A 21,066-nucleotide genomic window follows, 5' to 3' on the forward strand; every position below is an offset into this window, starting at 1 on the left:
CGAGTGATCCTTTCCGTGACTTTCAGCGGTTACGGAGCCGTTCCACCGCTCGGCGGTCCCGCTTGGTCGGGCGCCCCGTACCCCGATCACGCACTGCCATCAGCGGCTGGCGCTCCGGTGGTGGCGGGCTGTTGTCGAGGTAGCACTCCGCCGCGACAGCGGCGCCGACCCGCTTCGTGAGCACCTTGGTCACCACCACGACACGTTCGTGGCCGTCCTGCCGGAGCCGGACCTCGTCCCCGACCCGCACGGGCCGGGCCGGTTTCACCCGCTCACCGTTGAGCCGGACGTGACCACCCCGGCAGGCATCCCCCGCCATCGTGCGGGTCTTGACGAGCCGGACCGACCAGATCCAGATGTCAACCCGTGTGGTCCCTTCCTCCGACGTCATGGAGAGGATGCTACGAACCGACAGCGCTGGTGGCGAGCCTGATCGTGAAACCGCCAGCCGAGCCGCCAACGCGACCGAAGACAATCACTTTCGCCACGGACAAGTCCACCACCTGCGAAAACACATTGGTCAACACGGCCGGGACGGGCAGCGGCCAGGAATCCCGGTCGCCAACGGCCACCAGAGGCCCCGGTTGACGGCCTTTACGCCCACCTGGGTCGGATACCCTCGACAACCGTGGCGGGGGAGCAGCTGCACCAGCGTGGAGCGGATGGAGCCCGCCGGGCAAAGCTCTGGCTCGAGGCCACGACCCGTGCGAACGTCTACTATGTGACTCCCGAGCCAGTGGCAGTGGCGAAGCTGAGCTACCGGTGGGCTGATGGTGGAAGCTTCTCCTACGACCTCGGCGGAGTTCTGCTGGGCGGCGAGTTCCAGGGCCACGAGTTCGTGGCCGAGTCCAAGTTCTACGACGGCCATCACGACCAGGGAACCCTCTATGTGGAGTTCCTCGCGAAATGCTACCGCGCGCTGACGCTGCAGCCCACGCGAATAGACCACTTCATGTGGATCACCTGGGCCCCCTTCCTGGTGACCCGCTGGTCAGACCTCCGCTCACCCGGAGAGATCCGATCGGCTGTGAAGCTGCACCGCAGACGGGTCTTCGGAAGCCCGTCGAACCACCCGTCGAACCACCCGGTGGACCAGATCTCGGACGAGACCTGCGAGCTCCTGGCGGAACGCCTGTGGATCATCGTGCTCTCCGAACGACAGGAGAAGCTGGTGATCTCCACCGAGAACCTAAGTATACTTCGGGCGGTAGGCATCGAGAGGGGAGCCGGATGACCACCCCGACCTACGCCGCCGCACTGGAAGCAGCACTCGGCATATCAAGCACCCGGGAAAGCATCCAGGGCATAAAATCCGTCGTCGCGCGCGAGATCGAGGCGACCGACACGTCGGCGCGAATCCGCGACACAGGATATTTCAATCACTCGTACATGCCCGACTTCGTACTGGAATGGCCGGACGACGAGGCCGCCGGCCAGCGATTCATGTACCTGAAGTTCAGCGGCGATGCCGACTACTTCGCCCGCGATGTCGCCCTTGTCGAGGACCGTGAGCCGATCGTCTTCAGCATCGGGCACCACCGCAACGCCCGCGCGGCCCAGGCCCGCCTCGCGGCGGAGACCGGCGCCGTCAACACGCTTCTCACCGACGCCGACGGCCTCGCCACGATGATCGAGCGGCGGGACCGCTCGCCCGACGTCCGGATCATCTCCACGGCTCTCACCCAGGACGGGCGCGGATTCCTCGACGCCGAGAACGCATCCCTCATCGCCGACGGGTTCAGCCAGGGTATCGACGCGGCACGCTCATTGGCGGTCGAGGGCACCAGGCACGCGACGGACATCGTCACCGCCAGGCTTCGTCGGCGGCAGTCCCGCCTGCTGAACCAGTTCCTCCAGGCGGTGTGGGTCGGGTCCGGCGGAAGTATCGAACGGTTTCCGGGTGTCCGCGACCTGTCCGGCGAGATCGCGGACAGCGCACTGGAGTTCCTTCTCAGCGGCGACGAGATCGTCGACCCGGAGTTCTGGCGGCGGCTGGGCCGGCACGCGACACTGGAGCAGCTCACCCGGCTGAAGATCGGCCGCTCGACCCGAAACCTTCAGCATTTCATCACGCACAACATCGACGTCCTCTGGGCCCGCGCGTTCCACCTCCAGCAAACAACGGACAGCCCGACCGAGGAGCCGGCCGCCCTGGAATGGGCGATCGAGAGAAAGCTCCTCTCACTGCGTTCCGCGGGTTTCTCCGCATATTTCGACACCTCCGTCGAGGAGCTGCGCCGGAAAACATCCGGGGCGCGCACCCGCGGAATCAGTCTGGCGGTCCTGCTCGAGCGGGCCGCCGGCACCGTGGTGGCCGAGCTGGAGATCACCGCCGACCGTCGAAGCATCGTCTACCGGTCGGACGAGAGCATCGACATCACCCGTGACGAGCGCCTCGCCGCGCTCGCCGCGTCGCTCGGCCCGGACGCACGTGTCACCAGAGCGCGGATTCCGGTCACCCGGGACAGAAATCTCGTCTGTGACTTCACCGCGCAGATCGTCGCGCCCCGAGGCCCGAGCAAGGTGCCGATGTCGGAGCTGCTGGTCTGCCTTCCGCTGCTGCACGAGCTCACCAGCGCCGAAACGACCGAGCTCTCCGTGATCCTCGAATCGGCCGCCGGGAAGGAGGCCATGACCGACCACTCGACCGTGCGGCTGCCGCCGCCGGCAACCGGCGAGCTTGCGGGCGGCGGCCAGGCCGCGGTGGGCGCCGGCCGGGAGGACACCTGGGAGGACACCGGTTGGGAGCTGGGCCGGCTACCCTTCGACGACGGCTGTTGAGGTCCGGCTGGCGCGGCGAGGGAGCACCGTCAGGGCCGCGACCAGAGCGCCTGCCATGAGAACCAAAGGCACGCCGAGGGTGGTGCGGCAGGCGGCCGCGAAGCCCGCTGCGACGTCGACAGCCGCCTGCGCCGGGCCTGCGCCTGGTACAGCGGTGTCAGATCCACCGCCGGTGTCTCCTCCGGCGAGCACCGCGGCGAGCCCTCGCGAGGCGAGGCCGGAGGCCAGCACGACCGAGGTCGCGGCGGTGCCGATCGACACGCCGACCTGGCTGGTGATGTTCAGCAGCGTGCTCCCCGACGGGGAGTCCCGATCATCGAGGTTACGCAGCGCGGTGGTGATGGTCGGCATGATCGTCGAACCGGCCCCGACACCCGTGACCGACATCGCGAGCATGAGCTGCCAGTACGGAGTGTTGGCGTCGAGCAGGAGCACCGCGGCGAGCAGCCCGGACGCCGCCAGGGTGATACCGAATCCGACGACCCGCGCCGGTTGCAGCCGATCGACCAGCCGGCTTGCCACCTGCAGCGAAAGGCCGGTGGCCAGAGCCTGCGGTATCCCGAGCATGCCCGTCTCCGCCGGGCTGAGCCCCCGTGCGACCTGCCAGTACAGCGGCAGGACGAGCATCGATCCGAAGTAGGCCGACGAGAACAGCACCAGTGTGACCGCGCCGGAGGCGACCGCCCGCCGCCCCAGCAACGTGATCCGGACCAGCGGAGCCGGTGTCTTCAGGGCACGGACCACAAATCCGGCCACCATCGCGATGCCGACCAGGGCGGGCACGACCACGGAGCTGGACGCGACCGTGCCCAGGCGACCGCTCTCGGCCAGCCCGAAGACGAACAGGGCCAGGCCGGGCGCGACCAGGGCGAGACCGGCGACATCAAGTCGTGGGCCGGTCGCACGATCACCGACAGCACCACCGGCTGCCGCGGCGGCATCACCCGCCGAGCCGGTGAAGGGGCGCAGCGCCCGCGCGGCAAGCAGCAGCGCGGCCAGGCCCACGGGCAGGTTCACCAGGAAGATCCATCGCCAGGAGGTTTCGACCAGCCAACCGCCGAGGGTCGGCCCCAGCACCGGCCCGACGAGAACCGGGAGCCCCAGCAGGCCCATCGCACGCCCCCGCCGTTCGGGGGGCGTCGCCCGCAAAACGATCATCATCCCGACCGGTTGCACCAGGCCGCCGCCGACGCCCTGGAGCACCCGGAAGGCGATGAGCGATCCGATGTCCCACGCCAGCCCGCACAGCACCGATCCCAGCACGAAGCCGCCGAGCGCACCGACGTACACGCGACGGACCCCGAACCGGCCCACCAGCCAGGCACTGGTCGGCACCGTCATCGCGAGAGCCAGCGTGTAGCCGGTCGAGACCCACTGGATGACCGGCAGCGAGACCTCCAGGTCCCGAGCCAGCGTCCGGATGGCCACGTTGATGATCGTGATGTCCAGGACGACGAGCAGACCGCCGAGGATCAGCGCGGCGAAGACCATCCGGGGCCGGATCCCGGGCGTTCCCGCGGACGAGGCACCGCCCGCTGCGCCTCCCGATGTGTCCGGAGATGGAGCGGACCCGTCGTCCGCGCTCGGCGGCCTGGCTGGCAGCACGGCCACTGCTGTCTCCTCCCGCGAGGCCAGCGGGGAGGACCCGGCCGGCACGTCAGTCGGGCCAGCCTCCTTCCTCAACCGAGGTTCAGGTCAAGCCGTCCTGATCAGCCCGCCAGCAGCCCAGCCCAGCCCACCGGCAGCCCAGCCCATCGGCAGCTCAGCCCACCGGCAGCTCAGCCCACCGGCAGCAGCGGCCGGATGGCGGCGACGGTGCCGCCGTCGACCAGCAGGTCGGTGCCGCTGACGAAACTGGCGTCCTGGCCGAGCAGGAAGGCCGCGGCGGCGGCGATGTCGTCCGGGGTGCCGAGACGCTTCGCCGCGGACATCGACACCATCATCCGCATCTGCTCCCCCGACTCCCCGGCCAGCTCTTCCTGGCCCATGGGAGTGGAGATGACCCCCGGGCTGATCGAGTTGACCCGTGCGCCGCGGTCCCCCCAGGGCCCGGCCGCGGCCTGCACCCGCACGATGTTGGCCCGCTTCGACCTGGAGTAGGCAGCACCCGGCGAGCCGAGGACGTCGGGTTCGAAGAAGGGCAGGGCGAGCAGCTCGTCCGTGGGTGTCACGGCGACGATCCGCTCCTCCTCCGGTGTGAGGCCGCCCATGTGGCCGGCCATGCTCGCGATGACRACTCCGGCACCACCGGGGGCGACGACCCGGGCGAACTCGTCGAGCACCAGCGCGACGCCGAGCAGGTCGACCCGCAGGATCGCCTCGGTCGACGCCTGCGTCGGGGACAGGCCGGCGGTGTGCGCGATCTGGGTCACCCGCCCGAGCCCGGCGGCGGTGTCGGCGAGCGCGGCCACCGAGTCACGGCTGGAGACGTCGACGACCTGGGTGACGACGTCCTGCCCCTCGCCCAGCAGCACGTCGGCCACGCTGAGCGCGCCCTCGCTGACATCGGCCAGCAGGATCTTGCGGCCGTTGCCGATCCGGCGAGCGATCGCCCGCCCCATCCCGCCCACGCCGATAACGACAACGATGTCCTTGTCCACCTGACGACCTCCGTCTTGCCGCTCCCAGAACGGTGGGGACTATACGGCTGCGCCCCGTACGGTGCCGGGCTGGACGCCCGGCGCCGAACGACGACCAGTCCGCGTTCGGAAGCCGCGCAGGTCAGGGGCCCGCCACCGGCAGCGGACGGGCCGTCGAACCAGCGCGGCGGGCCCGCAGGACGACGTCGTGGGCGTCGATCTCCCGCCCGTCCGGGGCGGTGAGGCGCCGTGGCCGGCGCTCCGCCACCTCGACGGCCCAGCCCGCGCCCAGCGAGGCGGCGACATCGGCGGCGGTCCAGCCCGTCTCCGCCACCCCCGGGCGAGGTGTCGGGATACCGAGGTCGTTCAGGTCGTGGCCGACGACCAGCAGCGTTCCACCGGACCCGACGGCGGCCGCGAGGTGGGCGAACAGCGCCGGGCGACGGGCCGGTGGCAGATGCAGGTAGTGCGCGGTGACCAGGTCGAACGTCCCCGGCGCTTCGTGCTCCGACAGGTCGATGTGCAGCCAGGCGATGTCATGCCCGAGCTCCTCGGCCGTCGCGGCCGCGCGGCTCAGCGCGAGGGTCGACAGGTCGGCGCCGGTCACCTTCCAGCCACGGGCGGCCAGCCAGAACGCGTCCCCGCCCTCCCCGGACCCGGCGTCGAGCGCGGTGCCCGCGGGCAGCTCGGCGACCTCGGTGACCAGCACCGGATTCGCCCGGCCGCTCCAGATCTTCGGCCGGGCCCGGTACCGCTCGTCCCAGGCCTCCTCACTGAACTCGCTCTCCCAGTCGTGATCACTGTGCCCGTGCCCGTGCGCATGCCCGCGGCCATGGGAGTGATCATGACCGTGACCTGTCGCGTCCATCCGCCTGCTCCTCGGATCCCTCGATGAGGGCGGTGCCGGTCAGGGTCGGCAACCGCCTGCTGGCGACCCTGCGCGAACGTCCATGGAGCTGACAAAAATCTTTGCCGAATCGGCAAACAAGCGGGGCGGTGAGATGGGGAACTCACGTAACTGGGCCCGCATCCGCATCCGCATCCGCACCACGCGACGAACGGCGCTCCGAGACGGGGCGACAGTCTTCGGCATGGCGGGTCACCCTCCGGGGAGGCCGCGGTATCTCCTAGATCGTAGGCACTACAACCTGTAACGACGACCGGAAAGTCAAATCCGCGTAGTTTCTGCGCTTCTACGCCGCAGCGTCGCAGCCTCGGGCCCAGCCATCCAGACATCCGTGCACACCGCGATGACGCAAGGGCCATGATTACGCTGTGGTCGCCACCAATTTGCTCCGCGTAGTATTTGCGGTCGTCGTACTCGCAGGGACGGGAGCGTGTTCGGCGCCGACGGCCCCAGCGGAGCCGTCACCACCCAGCGACGGCGCCGTCCTGCCCGCCGGGGCGCCTGGCGGCGGAGATCCGAGCATCCCGCCGCTTGATACGGCCCGAGGGCCGCGTGTGACCTCACCGGTTCGAACGCCGGTCCCACCGGTAGAAAGCACAGTGCCAACAGCCGCACATACCCCTAGACCTCCCAAGACGACCGATGTGGAAACGCCGACAACCTCGCCAGGGGAACCACCAACGTTTACCCAAACACTCGACCCGACTTCGACCCCACCGTCGCCGTCTTCCACGCTTCCGCCTGAGGGCGTGAACGGGGCCGGTGGTCGCTAGGCGAGCGAGCGGGGCCTCGTGTCCACGCGGTAGGTAGCGGGGTTGTCGTCGAGGACGACGACAGGAGCTCCGTTGTCACGGCGCCAGTCCGCGGGAAGCAGGAACCAACGGCCCTCGCTGTAAAACAGCACGTGCAGTCCGGTATAGCGGAAGCGCCAGTCGCTCTCCCCCAGGGGAAGCGAGGTGACATTTATGCCGTAGCCGTCGAGCTGCAGCCGCTCCTTGGTGTAGACGATGGCTTCCGGCTGGTGCGGAACGTCACTGGCAACCGCGTAGGTGACCTTCGCTCCTTCGCTGGCCGCCTGGACCGCGAAGCCCCAGAACACAGCGATGAGCACGACCGATCCCAGCAACGCGCGCCGCGCGAGGGTGCCCCCGGAACTCATCAACGGAGACGGGGGCTCACCGCGCCGCCGGCGACGGCGTTGCCGCCAGCGGCGTAGCCGTTGCCCCTCGGCCAGGTGGACGGCGTACTCAGCCAGGATCGCGCCTAGCCCCAGCGGGACCGCTACCTCCTCTCGCGTGAACCACCATGGGCTGCCTGGAAGGCGACCGAATCCGTCGAGCGCGGCCAGGAACGACAGCGCGGAACCCACCGCCACCGCAGGCGCCGCAGCTCGACACCACCGGCTCTGGGGCGACAACTTGTGTAGCCCCCGGGTCATCAGCAGGTGCACGACAATGCCGACCAGCGCCAGCACCGCGAGCACGACAAGCCGGTCGAACACCAGTCGGGAGCTGCGTACAACGTAGTCCTGGCTGGAGAGCCCAAGCCGGCTGATTGAGATCCCGAAGTAGTCACAGACCACCTGGGTCCGTACGTACCCGAAGTAGTAGAGCAATGCAGTCAGCAGCGGAACCGGGACTACCGCGAGCGCTGCCAACTCCAGCGCTCGCTGCCACGACGGCGCGCCCTCAGTGGCAACCACACGCCACTCCCCGGCCTACCCCCATGCGCACATGCTCGCACAGTGTGGATGATTGCTCGCTATGAGCGTCAACGGGGGGCGCGGGAGACCGCAGTCGATCTGGCTGATAGCTGGCGCTGCGGCCGTGCTCGCCGGCGCGGTGGCATGGCCCGCCGGGCAGGGTGGCTGGGCCGCGGTGCTGGTCGCGGCAGGGGTCCTGCTGACGGTGCTCCCAATCCTCCTCGACCGCGAGGCCTCCCGCGCCGGCGACCTGGACATCAAGATGGTCGCCGACCGGCTCGCCGCCGCCGTGCGCAAGCAGTGGGCAGACGAGGCGAAGCGCCGCGAGATCACCAGCCCGCCGCTGGCCGTCTCCTGGCGCCCCGTCAACCCGTCTCTGGTTCAGCCCTGGACCTACCTGCAACAGCTCGCCGGCGACGGCGCTGGCTGGCCCACCACGACGGCGACCGCCGCCGGGCCGCAGGACCTCGCCGGCAGCGGCCGCGCGATGTGCGTCCTCGGCTGCCGAGCGTAACCATCTGTCCACGCCGTTTGAGGACCGCGGGGGCCGGGGCCCACCGGCGAAGCTGCGCCTAGACCGGATCCGCCGCCTCGACGGCCGCACCCGCGATGTCAGCCGAGGTGGCGGAGTCCTTCCCGTCGGCGGAGTCATCCCCGTCAGCGGAGTCGTCCGCGCCGGCCGCGGTCGGGTCGGTCCGGCCTCGGCGCGAGTCGCGCATCAGTGGGAAGAGGACCACCTCCCGCAACGTCGGGGCGTCGGTGAGAAGAGCGATGAGCCGGTCGATGCCGATGCCGAGCCCCGACATCGGCGGCATGCCGTACTCCATCGCCTCGATGAAGTCCTCTTCGAGCATCATCGTCTCGTCGTCGCCGGCCGCGCGCAGCTCGGCCTGTTCCTCCAGCCTGCGGCGCTGCTCGACCGGGTCAACCAGCTCCGAGTAGGCCTTCACCAGCTCCCAGCCGTTCACCACCACCTGGAACATGTCCAGCTGGGACGGATCGGAGTCGCTGCGCCGGGCCAGCGGGACCAGCTCCGCCGGGTGGTGCAGCAGGAAACACGGCTGGATCAGATGCGGGCGGACGGTCTTCTTGTAGAGCAGGTCGACGAGCCCCGCGTAGGAGGCCGCGTCGTCGACCTCGAGGCCGAGCTCGGCGATCCGCGCGCGCAGCGTCGGCAGATCACGAACGACCGTCAGGTCGATACCGCTGTGCCGGGCGACCTCGGCGCGGTAGTCCAGCTCCGGCCATTCGGCGCCGAAGTCGAGCTTCACCCCGCCGTAGGTGACCGTCCGGGACCCGAAGACGTCGTCGAGAACAGCGAGGATCATCTCCCGGACGAAACGCATGTTGTCGCGGTAGTCCCAGTAGGCCGCGTACCACTCGAGCATCGTGAACTCCTGCAGGTGCGAGGGGTCCATGCCCTCGTTGCGGAAGTTCCGGCCGAGCTCGTACACACGGTCCAGCGAACCGACGACGACCCGCTTGAGGAACGTCTCCGGTGAGATGCGCAGGTAGAAGTCCTCGCCGAGGGCGTTGTGATGCGTGATGAACGGCCGGGCGGCGGCTCCGGAGGCGGCCTCCTGCAGCATCGGCGTCTCAACCTCGAGAAAGTCGTTGTCGTCGAGGAAGCGACGGATACGGGAGATGGTCCGGGCCCGGATGCGGAACCGTTCCCGGGAGTCGTTGTTCACCAGCAGGTCGAGGTAGCGGCGCCGTAGCCGGGCTTCGAYGTTCGACAGGCCCAGCCACTTGTCCGGCAGAGCGCRCACCGTCCGGTTCAGCACGACGAGTTCGGACGCGCCGACCGTCCGCTCGCCGCGGCGGGTGGTGTAAAGCTTCCCGGTGACGCCGACGAAATCGCCGATCTTGACGGCGCGGGCCCATTCCTGGAAGGTGTCGACGCCCAGCTCGTCACGCGAGAGCGAGACCTGGACGCGCCCGGCACGGTCCTGAATGTGCCCGAAGACCAGGCCGCCCATCCGCCGCCACAGCACGACACGGCCGGCGAGGCGAACGACCTCGCCGTCCTCGGCGGCGCCGGCGGCGGCGGTCACCGAGTCGGTGCGATACCCGGAACGGGGACCGGCTGTGAACTCGTCCGTCGCCATGCACAACACCCTTTTGCGAGAGGTTCCGAGAGGTTCGCTGCCCGGGGGAACCCGGACGTCGTCACGGCCCGACGCCTCCGCGGGAGCGCCGACGGCCCGCACCCACAAGCCTACTGGCCGCCTCCACCCTGCCCGTGTTCCGTGCCCGCGGCGGCTGGTCTCACCCGGCTCTCACCCGGCTTCCGCGACGGCCTGCGCGAACTGGGCCTGGTAGAGCCGGGCGTACGCCCCGTCCGCCGCCAGCAGGCTGGCGTGGTCGCCCTGTTCGACGATCGCGCCGTTCTCCATGACGAGGATTGTGTCGGCGTCACGAATGGTGGACAGCCGATGGGCGATGACGAAGGCGGTGCGCCCGTGGCGCAGCCGGGACATGGCCCGCTGGATGAGGACCTCCGTCCGGGTGTCAACGGAGCTGGTCGCCTCGTCCAGGACGAGGATCAGCGGCTCGGCGAGGAAGGCGCGGGCGATGGTGATGAGCTGCTTCTCGCCGCCGCTGACGCCGACGCCCTCGTCGTCGAGCACGGTGTCGTAGCCGTCTGGCAGGGTGCGCACGAACCGGTCGACGTGCGCGGCGCGCGCCGCCTCGACGACCTGCTCGTGGGTGGCGCCCTCGGCGCCGTAGGCGATGTTCTCCGCGATCGTCCCGCCGAACAGCCAGGTGTCCTGCAGGACCATGCCGATGGAGGAGCGCAGGTCGGCCCGGGACATCCCCGCGATGTCCGCGCCGTCCAGCGTGATCCGCCCGCCGGTGACCTCGTAGAACCGCATCAGCAGGTTGATGAGGGTGGTCTTGCCGGCACCGGTCGGGCCGACGATGGCGACGGTGTGGCCTGGTTCCGCGACGAGCGACAGGTCGTCGATCAGCGGCTTGTCCGGCTCGTAGCGGAAGGAGACGTGCTCGAACGCGACCCGGCCGCAGGTCTGCTCCGGTATGGCGGGCACCAGCGGGTCGGGCTCCTGCTCGGCGGCGTCGAGCAGGTCGAAGACGCGCTCCGCCGAGGCGACCCCGGACTGCGCCATGTTCGCCATGCTGGCCAGCTGCGTCAGCGGCTGGCTGAACTGCCGCGAGTACTGGATGAACGCCTGGACGTCGCCGATGGACAATGACCCGGAGGCCACCCGAAGGCCACCGACGACCGCCACCAGCACGTAGTTCAGGTTGCCGATGAACATCATCGCCGGCTGCATGAGGCCGGAGATGGACTGGGCCCGCCAGCTCGCCTCGTAAAGCCGCTCGTTGTGCTCGCGGAAGATCTCGGCGGCCTCGTCCTGCCGGCCGAACGCCCGCACCAGCATGTGCCCGGTGTACATCTCCTCGATGTGACCGTTGAGCTGCCCGGTCGTCTTCCACTGCTTCACGAACTGCGGCTGGGCGAGCTTGCCGACCCGCGCGGTCACGAGGATCGACACCGGGACGGTGACGACCGCGATCAGCGCGAGCAGCGGGGAGATCCAGATCATCATCGCCAGCACTCCGATGATGGTCAGCACCGAGGCGAGGATCTGGGAGAAGCTCTGCTGCAGGGTCTGGCCCAGGTTGTCGATGTCGTTGGTGACCCGGCTGAGCACCTCGCCGCGCTGGCTGCGGTCGAAGTACCGCAGCGGCAGCCGAGTGATCTTCGCCTGCACCTCGGACCGCAGGTCGCTCAGCATGCGTTGCAGGGCCTTGTTCACCAGGCGGGCCTGTGCGACGGCGCAGGCCGTGGCGACCAGGTAGACGATCAGCACGGCCAGCAGCACCATCCCGATCGCCGTGAAGTCCATTCCCTTTCCGGGGGTCACGTCGACGGACGCGAGCAGGTCGGCCTGGGTGCCGTGCCCCTCGGCCCGCAGCCGCGCGATCGCCTCGGCCTTCGTCGTGCCCGCGGGCAGCCGCGAGCTGAGCAGACCGGCGAACACCAGGTCGGTGGCGTGCCCGAGCAGCCGTGGCCCGGTGACGGTGAGGCCGACGCTGATCACGGCAAGGATGACCGCGGGCACCAGCAGGCCCCGCTGGCGGCTCAGCAGCCCGAGCAGCCGCCTGGTCGAGGCGGCGAAGTCGCCGGCCTTCTCTCCGCCGCCGCCCATGAAACGGGCGGGGCCGACCATCGGGCGGGGTCCACCCGCCGGTGGGCGCGTCATGCCGCCGCTTCCTCCTCGGTCAGCTGCGAGAAGACGATCTCCTGGTAGGTCGGGTTCTCGGCCAGGAGCTCATGATGGGTCCCGGTACCGACAATCTCGCCGTCCTCCAGGACGATGATCTGGTCGGCGTCCCGGATGGTCGCCACCCGCTGGGCGACGATCAGTTTCGTGGCGTCGGCGGTCTCCCGGGCCAGCGCGGCCCGCAGCCGGGCGTCGGTGGCATAGTCCAGCGCCGAGAACGAGTCGTCGAACAGGTAGATCTCCGGACGCCGGACCAGCGCCCGGGCGATCGCGAGGCGCTGGCGCTGACCGCCGGAGACATTGGTGCCGCCCTGGGCGACCCGGGTCGCAAGCCCGTCCGGCATCGCGGTGACGAACTCCCGGGCCTGCGCGATGTCGAGCGCCCACCACAGGTCGTCGTCGGTGGCCTCCGGGTTGCCGTACCGCAGGTTCGACGCGATCGTGCCGGTGAACAGATAGGGCTTCTGCGGGACGAGCCCGACCACCCGGGCCAGCAGCGCCGGGTCGAGCTCGCGGACGTCCACCCCGTCGATCAGGACGGCGCCCTCGGAGACGTCCGACAGCCTGGGAACGAGGCCGAGCAGGGTGGACTTGCCACTGCCGGTGCTGCCGATGATCGCCACGGTCTGCCCCTGGCGGGCCGTGATGTCGACTCCGCGCAGCACCGGCTCCTCGGCGCCCGGGTAGCGGAAGCCGACGTCGCGCAGTTCCAGCTCGCCGCGCCCGGCCAGCTCCCGCACGGGCCGCACGGGCGGGGCGAGCGTGGACTGCGTGTCCAGGACCTCCTGGATGCGCTCCGCGCACACCTCGGCCCGCGGGAGCATCGCGAACATGAAGGTCGCCATCATCACCGCCATCAGGATCTGCATCAGATAGCTGAGGAACGCGGTCAGTGCGCCGACCTCCATGCCGCCGCTGGCGATGCGGTGCGCGCCGAACCAGATGACCGCGATGCTGGAGACGTTCACCACCGCCATGACCAGCGGGAACATCAGCGCCATGAGGCGCCCGATGCGCAGCGAGACGTCGGTGAGCTCGGTGTTGGCGGTGGCGAAACGCCGCTTCTCGTGCCCGTCCCGAACGAAGGCGCGGATCACCCGCAGACCGGTGATCTGCTCGCGCAGGATCCGGTTCACCTCGTCGAGGCGGTCCTGCATACGGCGGCCGAGCGGCGCCATGCGCCGGACGATCAGGACGACCGTCGCCGTCAGCACCGGCACGATCACGACGAGGAGCAGCGAGAGCTTGGCGTCCTGGTGCACGGCCAGCGCGATCCCGCCCAGGCACATGATCGGGGCCGAGATCATCATGGTGAACGCCATCAGCACGACCATCTGGACCTGCTGGACGTCGTTCGTCGCCCGGGTGATGAGCGACGGCGCCCCGAACCGCCCGACCTCGCGGGCCGAGAAGGACTGGACCCGGGCGAACACCGAGGCGCGGAGGTCGCGGCCGATGCCCATGGCGGTGCGCGCGCCGAACAGGACCGCGGCGGCCGAGCAGGCGGCCTGCACCAGCGTCACCCCGAGCATCAGCCCACCGAGGCGGAAGATGTAGCCGGTATCGCCCGGGACGACCCCGTTGTCGATGATGTCCGCGTTCAGCGTCGGCAGGTAGAGCATGGCCAGCGTGGCCGTGAACTGCAGCGCCACCAGCAGGGACACCAGCCGCCGGTAAGGGGCGAGGTGACTCCGCAGAAGTCTGACAAGCATGTGATCTCCGTCGGCGAATAGTCCCGGTCGGCGGCCACCGCAGCCAACTGGAACTGTACGACCGGTACGCGCAGGTCGATCGGATCCGCGAGTGCGACCGATACGGAGAGTACGACCGTTTTCGCGGCCACGGGGCGTACCCGACCTCAACCGGCCGGCGTCGGCCCGCTCGGCCGACCCGGCCGACGGCTGGCGAGCAGCAGGTTCCGGACGGATCAGGAAGTGAGTCGGCCCCGGCCCGAACAGCCCCGCCTCCGGCAACGGGAGGCGTCGGCTGCCCGGGACCGGGGCCGATCAGATCGCGACGTCAGCGACGCTCGAGGAACCAGGAGACTCCAAGAGCCACCGCCAGGACCACACCGACGATCAGCAGACCGCCGAACGTGTAGAAGCCCACCGTCTTCACCAACGCGACGAGGATCGGTAGCGCGGCCGCGAGCAGGAAGATCCCGCGGCTGCGTACCGGAGTGTTGAGAAGGGTGGTGATCTTGCGCGGCCAGCTCTCCCGCGCCACGTTGAGATCATCGATCATGATCGGAATCGCCCTGATGGTGGACCAGGTCAGCGCGACGAACGCGATCGCCAGGCCCCACCCGTAGAGGAAGCCGAGACCCCGCCCGAACGCGTCGAACGAGGAACCTGCTCCGACCACCGTGATCGCCAGCGGGATGTACCAACCGGTCGTGCGGTCCTGCCGGGCCTGCCCGGCGAACCGGCGGGCCTGCGCGAAGCGCTCTCCCTGCCAAGCGCCGTCACCTGGGTTCATGTTGACCATCGACCTTTCCTCCTTCGACGGCCCCCAGTCCGTCCTGACCCGCTGAACTCCCCACGGCCCGCGACGCCCGGACCTCGCGGACCGTGCACCCCCGGTTGCAGGTGCGCACCTTCGCATCGTCCTTCAGAAACGACCGCCATCGCGGCCGGATCCGCCACCTTGGGAGGAACCCGCAAGCACCTGACCTGATTGCCCGACTTCCACCAACCCGGACACACCCAGTATCACGGATACCCACCCGCAGCCGACCTACATCCGCCGATCGTCACAATCCAGGACGGGCGGGCGGCTGCCCGGGTGACATCCGCTTCCAGCGACGTCCGCCCCAGGGACATCCACACGAAGTGCTCGAAACAGCACCCTCCGTGGCTGCCACGGAACATCGTGGCGTGGCACACCACCCCCACGCGGCGCAGCCGGTAGGAAAAACCGGATCGGGGCTGGCTTGAGAGAGGCATCACCCATGAAGCGCTCCGTCCGCAACCTACGCAGAACCGTTCTGGCGATCCTCGCCGCCGGATCACTCGCGCTGCTCACCACCGCGGCCGGCTGCCAGCCCGGAGAGCCCTGCCCGTATCCGCCCGGCAAGCACCGGAGCCACTGCTGATCCGATGATCCGACGCGACGCCGTTCGATCGCGTCCGTCGCGTCCGTCGCGTCCGTCGCGTCCGTCGCGCGGTCGGCGGCGTCCGCCTGACGCCTCCGACCGCGCGACGAACCCATCACGTCAGCCGGAATCCGGACCCGCGATCCGGATTCCGGGTTTTCACTCCGCATCGGGACGTATACGGTCGCACCCCCGCGATCCGCAGCTTTCGGCCCGAGCGAGGTTCAGCGATGCGACGCCTTTTCCGCCCCGCCATCGGTATTGCGACGGCCGCGTGCGTCGCGGTCCTGGCCGCGAGCTGTACCAGTGACGGGTCACCCGACGGTCGCACAGCCACCGACCCGGGTACGCCGACGGCGGCCGCGACCGCGCCGACGAAGCGGGTCACCGTTCCCGGCGATACCTGGGAGACGGTGGATCCGGCCGAGGTCGGTCTCGACCCGGCAAAGCTCGACGAGATCGCCGACACCGCGGAGCGGGGCAAGTCAACCTGTTTACTGGTATCCCGAAACGGGAAAATCGCTGGCGAATGGTACTTTCGGGGCAGCACGCCGAGCACTCCCAGCGCGGTGTATTCCGTGACCAAATCGCTCACCTCCACGCTGGTCGGCATCGCCCAGGACGACGGTGACCTGCGGCTGGACGACTCCGCTGCCACCTGGATCCCGCAGTGGAAGGGCACGGAGTCCGAGGCCGTGACCATCCGTGACCTGGTCAGCAACGACTCGGGCCGGCAGTGGAGCCTGAAGATCGACTACCAGGATCTGATCCGGGCCCCGGACAAGACCGCGTACGCCGTGGCGCTGCCGCAGGAGAAGGCGCCCGGGCAGGTCTGGGCCTACAACAACTCGGCCGTCCAGACGCTCGAGGAGGTGCTGCGCACGGCCACCGGCGAGGAGGTGACCGACTTCGCCCGTGAGYGGCTCTTCGAACCGCTCGGCATGGACGACAGCCGGATGACGACCGACGCGGCCGGCAACACCCTGACCTTCATGGGGCTGCAGTCGACCTGCCGTGACATCGCCAGGCTTGGGTATCTTATGTTGGCGCATGGAAACTGGAACGGCGAGCAGATTGTCTCCGGCGACTGGGTCGACGCCGCCACCGGCGCCTCGTCGACGGAGATGAACGCAGCCTACGGATATCTTTGGTGGCTCAATCGCGAAGGTGTTCTCGCCCAGCCGCTCGCGGCTTCCGACATTTCCGCCGCGGCCGATACGACAAAGAAGAACGGTAGTCTCGTGCCGGGCGCCCCTGCGGACATGTTCTGGGCAATCGGGCTCGGAAACCAGATCCTGCAGATCGATCCGGGGTCGGGAACAGTCGTGGTGCGGCTGGGTACGCCCGAGGCCCGACCAGTACCGCCGACATTCGGCACCGCGGAAGCGGCCCGGGTCGTGACCGAAGCGCTTGTCGGCTGATCCTTCCCCATCGTCGACTCGGACCAGCGGCAACCTCGGTCGTACCGTGAGATGAATAAGATCACCCATTCGATCCAGGTGGACCAGCAGCGCCGAGGAACGCCGCTCCCCGAGCAGGGAGCGGAGTTCCAGGACCGACACAATCACGATGCGGAACACGAGAACGTTCTTCGGCCGTGGTTCGGCGGCACCCACGGCACGGCGAACCGACGAACCCACGGCGAACCCACGGGGACTGCGACACCGCCGACGCGACCTGGGCCCTCGCCCTGGACCGGCCAGCACCAGCCGGTCCAGCACCGGCGCCGCCGCCGCCACGACGCCCGTCGTCAACACGACACCGTCTCGATCCGACCAGCTGCGACAGTTGCGCCGACGCCGATGATCGGGCAGTCCGGTTGCGCCGGCCTTCCGCGACACAGGCACCCACCGAGACCGACCCGAAGTTTTCTCGGTCAGCTGGTTGTGCGAACTTGCCGCGCATCTCGCCACCCAGTTTCCTCGTCTCCCAGAGCCCACCGGCAACAGGCCGCCGCTCGGAAAAGGGGTAAAGGAGATGCGGGAGCGCTTACACGGCGACGCGACCAGGAGTCGCACTTCACGCCGCGCGAACGAGGCCGACCCGGCACCAGCTAACCGGCCCCGCGGACCGCACAAGGGCCCACGCTTCACCAGGCATGATCGTTCGCTGTACAACGAAACCGCGCAGATTCAGCGCGCGTCCACATCAGGCGCACCCGAGCCGTATCATGCGCAACAATCAGAGTGGATCGCCGGGGAACGTGCCCGTCCCACCGCCCCACCGCCCGATGCGCCGAGAGCACGCGGGCGAACGAAGCAGAGAGAGGATCCGCGCAGTGCCGCGAACTCGCCCGCCGGCCGACATGCCGCCCCTCGCCCGGACGGGGTGTGGGTGACTCTCGCGGGGGCCCGCCCCAAAGGGCCGCGCGCAGACCTCAAGGACGGGCCACAGAAAGTTCTTCTGACGCGCTTAAATGAGCTGAACAACCCCTATCGCGTCAGTTACGAAATGGTTGCGCGCGAGCTCTGGGCCGACACGGATCCCTCGAAGATCCAGAGGTCGCGGACCAGGGACCTGAGCCGCCAGTTCCGCGGCGAGAAGGCGATCRAGTGGCAGGTCGTCGAGATTTACGTCCACCTGCTGTTCCCCGACCCCGGCACCGGCACCGGCACCGGCACGGAGCGTTCCGAGCTTCTGGAGCACCTGCGCCTGCTCCATGTCGAGGCGTTCGGCCAGACCGTTGCGCCCGACGGGCAACCCGCGCCGGAGGCCGAGGAGCCCGTGATCGACGCAGCGTACGTCGCGGAGCTCTCACGGCAGCTCGACGAGGCCCGCACCCGAGCGGCCTTCGCGACCGCGCTGCTGGTCATCGTCCAGGCGGAGAACACCGCGCTGAGGGGCCGCGGTCGGTCCTTCGACTGGTTCGGCACCACCGCGCGGGCCGATCAGCCCGCGCCGCCCAACCGCACGCGACGGCGAGCGACGACTTCGGGCTCGGCCTCGGGCGGCAGAGTCCAGACCGATCCGACCCCAGCCGCCGGCTCCGACGCCAGTTCGATCGACCCGGTCACCGCGCCCATCGCCCGCAGGCAGGCCTACCGGGCCGCGCAACGCCGCCGCTCCGGCTCACCCGCGGGGTCCGGCGAGGCACTGCCGCCCGGGCATCGAGCGGCCTCGGTGAACCCGGTGGTACCGACGCCGTCCACGAGCTACTCACTCGCGGCGCTGACCCGCTACCGGCCGGCACCCGCGTCACCTCGGCGCCTGCCCGGAACCGAGGTCCCGCCCGACGATCTGGGGCCTGACATCCTGGTCGGGCGGGAGAAGCGGCGCCGCGGTCGGCCACGATGAGGCGCTGACACCGCCCGGCCGGCCGGGGGGGTGGGGCGCGGGTCGACGCCGGCCGGCCCGCGGACCGTCGATCCGGCGGCCGTCCCGGGCCATCCGGCACAGTCTCGGGCCGCTCGGTGGGCTACCAGGCAGCCCAGGGCCGCCGGCGGCAGTCGCTGGGCTGGCGGGCTGGGCTAAAGGAGCGAGATCCCTGCGGACCGCTGCTCCAGGGCCAGCAGATGGCGCTTGCGTTCCAGGCCACCGCCGTACCCGGTCAGGCTGCCGTTCGCGCCGATCACTCGATGGCAGGGCACGATGATGCTGATCGGATTCCTGCCGTTGGCGAGCCCGACAGCGCGGGACGCCCGCGGCTGGCCGATCCTGCGGGCGAGCTCCCCGTAGGAGATGGTCTGGGCGTACGGGATGTCGCGCAGTGCCGACCACACCTCGCGTTGGAACTCCGTACCGGCTGGCCGCAGCGGCAGGTCGAAGGTCGTCCGCCGGCCGGCGAAGTACTCGGCGAGCTGATCGGCCGCCGCTGCGAACGCGGAGTCGTCCCGGTCGCCGAACCAGGCCGGGTCGGGCACGTGACGCCCGCCGTCCATGAAGAGGCCGACGATCGCGCCGTCCCGGCCCACCAGGGTGATCGGACCGATCGGGCTGTCCACGACTGTATGGATGCGCCCGGAGGCGTTCGGCCGCGAAGCCCTGGCCCGAGACATCACCTGAAGTGAATGCTCTGATACGTGCGTGTCACCGATCACGAATGGTCCCCTTCCCTCGGCGGCATCAGGTTGATCGGATGGTCCAGCGCCGCCCAGAGGTACTGGACGGCGTACGCCCGCCAGGGGCGCCAGGCCGCGGCTCGCCGCAGCAGCGCGGCCGGGGTGGCCGGCAGGCCGATCCGTTCCGCCCCGCGCCGTACACCCAGGTCTTCGAGCACGAATGCGTCCGGGTCACCGAGCGCGCGCATGGCGATGGTCTCAATCGTCCAGGGGCCGATGCCGGGCAGGCCCGCCAGGGCCGATCGGGTCCGTGACCAGTCACCGCCCTCGTCGAGCTCGGCTTCCCCGGAAACCAGCGCCGTGACCAGAGCCGTGAAGGCCCGCCTGCGCCCGGCCGGCACCGCCGGAGCCGGCCCGTCCGCCAGTTCGGCGACCGTCGGCCACAGATGGGTGAGACCGCCATCCGGATCATGGATCGGCGGCCCGGCGGCCCGGACGAGGCGGCCCGCGTGGGTGCGCGCCGCGGCGACCGAAACCTGCTGCCCGAGGACCGCGCGCAGCGCGAGCTCGGCCGGATCGACGGTCCGGGGAATCCGCCGTCCCGGGGCCCGCGCGACGAGCGGGGCCAGGTGCGGGTCGGTGCGCAGGTGCGCGTCGACCGCCGTCGGATCGGCGTCCAGGTCGAGCAGGCGGCGGCAGCGCGCGATGACGAAACCGAGATCCCGTATGTCGCTGAGCGCGAGCCGGCAGGCGATGTGGTCGGGCAGCGGGCGCAACGCGACGATGGCGTGCCCGTGCGGGGTCCGCAGAGTCCGCCGGTAGGCCCCGTCCCGCCATTCCTCGACGCCGGGTACCGCGGTTGCGACAAGATGCCCGAACAGGCTGTCCGGGTGCAGCGGGGCTCGGAACGGCAGCCTGACCGTGATCGTCGCAATGAGGTCCGAACCATCGGCCGAACCACCGGCCGATGCCGCGGGCACAGCCCGAGCAGGCACAGCCCGAGCAGGCACGGCCCGAGCAGGCACAGCCGGGCCCGACAGCGCCCGCCGCCGCAGGTCGCCCGGAGCGAGGGCGAAGATCTCGCGCACCGTGCCGTTGAAGGCACGGATGCTGCGGAACCCGGCGGCCGTCGCGACGTCCCCCATGCTCATGGTCGTGGTCTCCAGCAGCAGCCGGGCGGTCTGCGCACGCTGGGCGCGGGCGAGGGCGAGCGGGCCGGCACCGAGCTCGGCCAGCAGCTGCCGCTCGAGCTGGCGGGGGCTGTACCCGAGCCGGGCGGCGAGCCCCGGCACACCGGCCCGGTCGACGACGCCGTCGGCGATCAGCCGCATGGCCCGGGCGACCACATCGGCGCGATGGTTCCAGGCGGGCGAGCCGGGGCTCGCGTCGGGCCGGCACCGCTTGCAGGCGCGGAAGCCGGCACGCTGGGCTGAAGCCGCGGTCGGGTGGAAACGCATGTTCTCGACCCGCGGCGCTCTCGCCGGGCAGCTGGGGCGGCAGTAGATGCCGGTGGAGGTGACCGCGACGAAGAACCACCCGTCGAAACGGGCGTCGCGGGACCGCACGGCACGCGCGCAGAGCTCGGGATCACGATGCGGCGCGGCCGAGTCGAGACCGTCCAGGCTCCACACCGTGGCCGCGGCGGCGTCCGGCAGCTCGCCGGCGTGGGCCAGCTCGCCGGGCTTTCCGGCGTGAGCCAGCTCGCCGGCGTGGGCCAGCTCGCCGGGTTCTCCGGTGTCAGGCAGCTCGTCGGTG

The 21,066-nt window shown here is 70.0% G+C and carries 17 protein-coding genes; 6 read left to right on the forward strand and 11 right to left on the reverse strand.

Annotated elements, in window-relative coordinates:
- Positions 1 to 22: 22 nt before the first annotated feature.
- Positions 23 to 391, reverse strand: coding sequence for a S4 domain-containing protein (locus CcI49_RS29695; RefSeq protein WP_054568197.1), 369 nt, complete (start codon positions 389 to 391; stop codon positions 23 to 25).
- A 330-nt stretch (positions 392 to 721) separates the two neighbouring features.
- Between CcI49_RS29695 and CcI49_RS29700 the strand changes: the two genes are divergently transcribed.
- Together CcI49_RS29700 and CcI49_RS29705 are read left to right on the forward strand one after the other, a co-directional pair.
- Positions 722 to 1,234: a hypothetical protein gene (locus CcI49_RS29700; protein WP_152991492.1), complete on the forward strand. Its 513-nt coding sequence runs from the start codon at positions 722 to 724 to the stop codon at positions 1,232 to 1,234.
- Positions 1,231 to 2,781, forward strand: a complete 1,551-nt coding sequence (locus tag CcI49_RS29705) for a hypothetical protein (RefSeq protein ID WP_198955673.1) — start codon at positions 1,231 to 1,233, stop codon at positions 2,779 to 2,781. The genes CcI49_RS29700 and CcI49_RS29705 overlap by 4 nt, the downstream gene beginning before the upstream one ends.
- Here CcI49_RS29705 and CcI49_RS29710 read toward each other — a convergent pair.
- The 4 genes from CcI49_RS29710 to CcI49_RS29725 all read right to left on the reverse strand — a co-directional run bounded on the left by CcI49_RS29710 (position 2,758) and on the right by CcI49_RS29725 (position 7,969).
- Positions 2,758 to 4,392 carry a DHA2 family efflux MFS transporter permease subunit gene (locus CcI49_RS29710; RefSeq protein WP_241840310.1) on the reverse strand — a complete coding sequence of 545 codons (1,635 nt, stop codon included), beginning with the start codon at positions 4,390 to 4,392 and terminating at the stop codon, positions 2,758 to 2,760. The genes CcI49_RS29705 and CcI49_RS29710 overlap by 24 nt on opposite strands.
- Positions 4,393 to 4,559: 167 nt before the next feature.
- Positions 4,560 to 5,381 (reverse strand): SDR family oxidoreductase, encoded by an 822-nt coding sequence (locus tag CcI49_RS29715; RefSeq protein WP_054568200.1) that lies wholly within the window; start codon positions 5,379 to 5,381, stop codon positions 4,560 to 4,562.
- Between the two features lie 121 nt (positions 5,382 to 5,502).
- The gene (locus tag CcI49_RS29720) at positions 5,503 to 6,228 is read right to left on the reverse strand and encodes a class I SAM-dependent methyltransferase (RefSeq protein ID WP_241840311.1); all 726 of its coding nucleotides are present in this window, start codon (positions 6,226 to 6,228) and stop codon (positions 5,503 to 5,505) included.
- 808 nt (positions 6,229 to 7,036) lie between these two features.
- Positions 7,037 to 7,969 (reverse strand): hypothetical protein, encoded by a 933-nt coding sequence (locus tag CcI49_RS29725; RefSeq protein ID WP_054568201.1) that lies wholly within the window; start codon positions 7,967 to 7,969, stop codon positions 7,037 to 7,039.
- A gap of 61 nt (positions 7,970 to 8,030) precedes the next feature.
- On the opposite strand from CcI49_RS29725, the gene CcI49_RS29730 reads away from it, so the two are divergent.
- On the forward strand, positions 8,031 to 8,483 hold the full coding sequence (locus CcI49_RS29730) for a hypothetical protein (protein ID WP_131831242.1): 453 nt from the start codon (positions 8,031 to 8,033) through the stop codon (positions 8,481 to 8,483).
- A gap of 58 nt (positions 8,484 to 8,541) precedes the next feature.
- Here the strand turns inward: CcI49_RS29730 and lysS are convergent, their stop codons facing one another.
- The 4 genes from lysS to CcI49_RS29750 all read right to left on the reverse strand — a co-directional run bounded on the left by lysS (position 8,542) and on the right by CcI49_RS29750 (position 14,706).
- The gene (lysS, locus tag CcI49_RS29735; RefSeq protein ID WP_076831973.1) at positions 8,542 to 10,077 is read right to left on the reverse strand and encodes a lysine--tRNA ligase; all 1,536 of its coding nucleotides are present in this window, start codon (positions 10,075 to 10,077) and stop codon (positions 8,542 to 8,544) included.
- Positions 10,078 to 10,248: 171 nt separating this feature from the next.
- Entirely contained in the window at positions 10,249 to 12,198 is a 1,950-nt protein-coding gene (locus CcI49_RS29740; RefSeq protein ID WP_076831977.1) for an ABC transporter ATP-binding protein, read from the reverse strand.
- Positions 12,195 to 13,931: an ABC transporter ATP-binding protein gene (locus CcI49_RS29745; protein ID WP_054568206.1), complete on the reverse strand. Its 1,737-nt coding sequence runs from the start codon at positions 13,929 to 13,931 to the stop codon at positions 12,195 to 12,197. The genes CcI49_RS29740 and CcI49_RS29745 overlap by 4 nt, the downstream gene beginning before the upstream one ends.
- Before the next feature lie 307 nt (positions 13,932 to 14,238).
- The gene (locus CcI49_RS29750) at positions 14,239 to 14,706 is read right to left on the reverse strand and encodes a hypothetical protein (RefSeq protein WP_076831980.1); all 468 of its coding nucleotides are present in this window, start codon (positions 14,704 to 14,706) and stop codon (positions 14,239 to 14,241) included.
- Positions 14,707 to 15,169: 463 nt separating this feature from the next.
- Here CcI49_RS29750 and CcI49_RS42750 point away from each other — a divergent pair, with 463 nt between their 5' ends.
- The 3 genes from CcI49_RS42750 to CcI49_RS29760 all read left to right on the forward strand — a co-directional run bounded on the left by CcI49_RS42750 (position 15,170) and on the right by CcI49_RS29760 (position 18,607).
- A complete protein-coding gene (locus CcI49_RS42750; RefSeq protein WP_006541121.1) occupies positions 15,170 to 15,313 on the forward strand; it encodes a hypothetical protein in 144 nt (47 codons plus the stop codon).
- A gap of 413 nt (positions 15,314 to 15,726) precedes the next feature.
- On the forward strand, positions 15,727 to 16,734 hold the full coding sequence (locus CcI49_RS29755; RefSeq protein WP_241840312.1) for a serine hydrolase: 1,008 nt from the start codon (positions 15,727 to 15,729) through the stop codon (positions 16,732 to 16,734).
- A 1,030-nt stretch (positions 16,735 to 17,764) separates the two neighbouring features.
- Complete coding sequence (locus CcI49_RS29760; RefSeq protein WP_241840313.1) at positions 17,765 to 18,607, forward strand: hypothetical protein; 843 nt, start codon at positions 17,765 to 17,767, stop codon at positions 18,605 to 18,607.
- Positions 18,608 to 18,780: 173 nt separating this feature from the next.
- Here the strand turns inward: CcI49_RS29760 and CcI49_RS29765 are convergent, their stop codons facing one another.
- Both CcI49_RS29765 and CcI49_RS29770 read right to left on the reverse strand, forming a co-directional pair.
- Positions 18,781 to 19,308 (reverse strand): methylated-DNA--[protein]-cysteine S-methyltransferase, encoded by a 528-nt coding sequence (locus CcI49_RS29765; protein WP_054568210.1) that lies wholly within the window; start codon positions 19,306 to 19,308, stop codon positions 18,781 to 18,783.
- 38 nt (positions 19,309 to 19,346) lie between these two features.
- The gene (locus CcI49_RS29770; RefSeq protein WP_347280150.1) at positions 19,347 to 20,942 is read right to left on the reverse strand and encodes an AlkA N-terminal domain-containing protein; all 1,596 of its coding nucleotides are present in this window, start codon (positions 20,940 to 20,942) and stop codon (positions 19,347 to 19,349) included.
- Between the last annotated feature and the right edge of the window lie 124 nt (positions 20,943 to 21,066).

The sequence above is a fragment of the Frankia sp. CcI49 genome (genome assembly GCF_001983215.1).
GTDB lineage: Bacteria > Actinomycetota > Actinomycetes > Frankiales > Frankiaceae > Parafrankia > Parafrankia irregularis.

What these genes read in the sequence shown, in the direction of transcription:
- CcI49_RS29695 (WP_054568197.1), bottom strand. Translation starts at nt 391, where the DNA reads ATGACGTCGGAGGAAGGGACCACACGGGTTGACATCTGGATCTGGTCG.
- CcI49_RS29705 (WP_198955673.1), top strand. Translation starts at nt 1,231, where the DNA reads ATGACCACCCCGACCTACGCCGCCGCACTGGAAGCAGCACTCGGCATA.
- CcI49_RS29720 (WP_241840311.1), bottom strand. Translation starts at nt 6,228, where the DNA reads ATGGACGCGACAGGTCACGGTCATGATCACTCCCATGGCCGCGGGCAT.
- CcI49_RS29730 (WP_131831242.1), top strand. Translation starts at nt 8,031, where the DNA reads ATGAGCGTCAACGGGGGGCGCGGGAGACCGCAGTCGATCTGGCTGATA.
- CcI49_RS29740 (WP_076831977.1), bottom strand. Translation starts at nt 12,198, where the DNA reads ATGACGCGCCCACCGGCGGGTGGACCCCGCCCGATGGTCGGCCCCGCC.
- CcI49_RS29745 (WP_054568206.1), bottom strand. Translation starts at nt 13,931, where the DNA reads ATGCTTGTCAGACTTCTGCGGAGTCACCTCGCCCCTTACCGGCGGCTG.
- CcI49_RS29750 (WP_076831980.1), bottom strand. Translation starts at nt 14,706, where the DNA reads ATGGTCAACATGAACCCAGGTGACGGCGCTTGGCAGGGAGAGCGCTTC.
- CcI49_RS42750 (WP_006541121.1), top strand. Translation starts at nt 15,170, where the DNA reads ATGAAGCGCTCCGTCCGCAACCTACGCAGAACCGTTCTGGCGATCCTC.
- CcI49_RS29765 (WP_054568210.1), bottom strand. Translation starts at nt 19,308, where the DNA reads ATGTCTCGGGCCAGGGCTTCGCGGCCGAACGCCTCCGGGCGCATCCAT.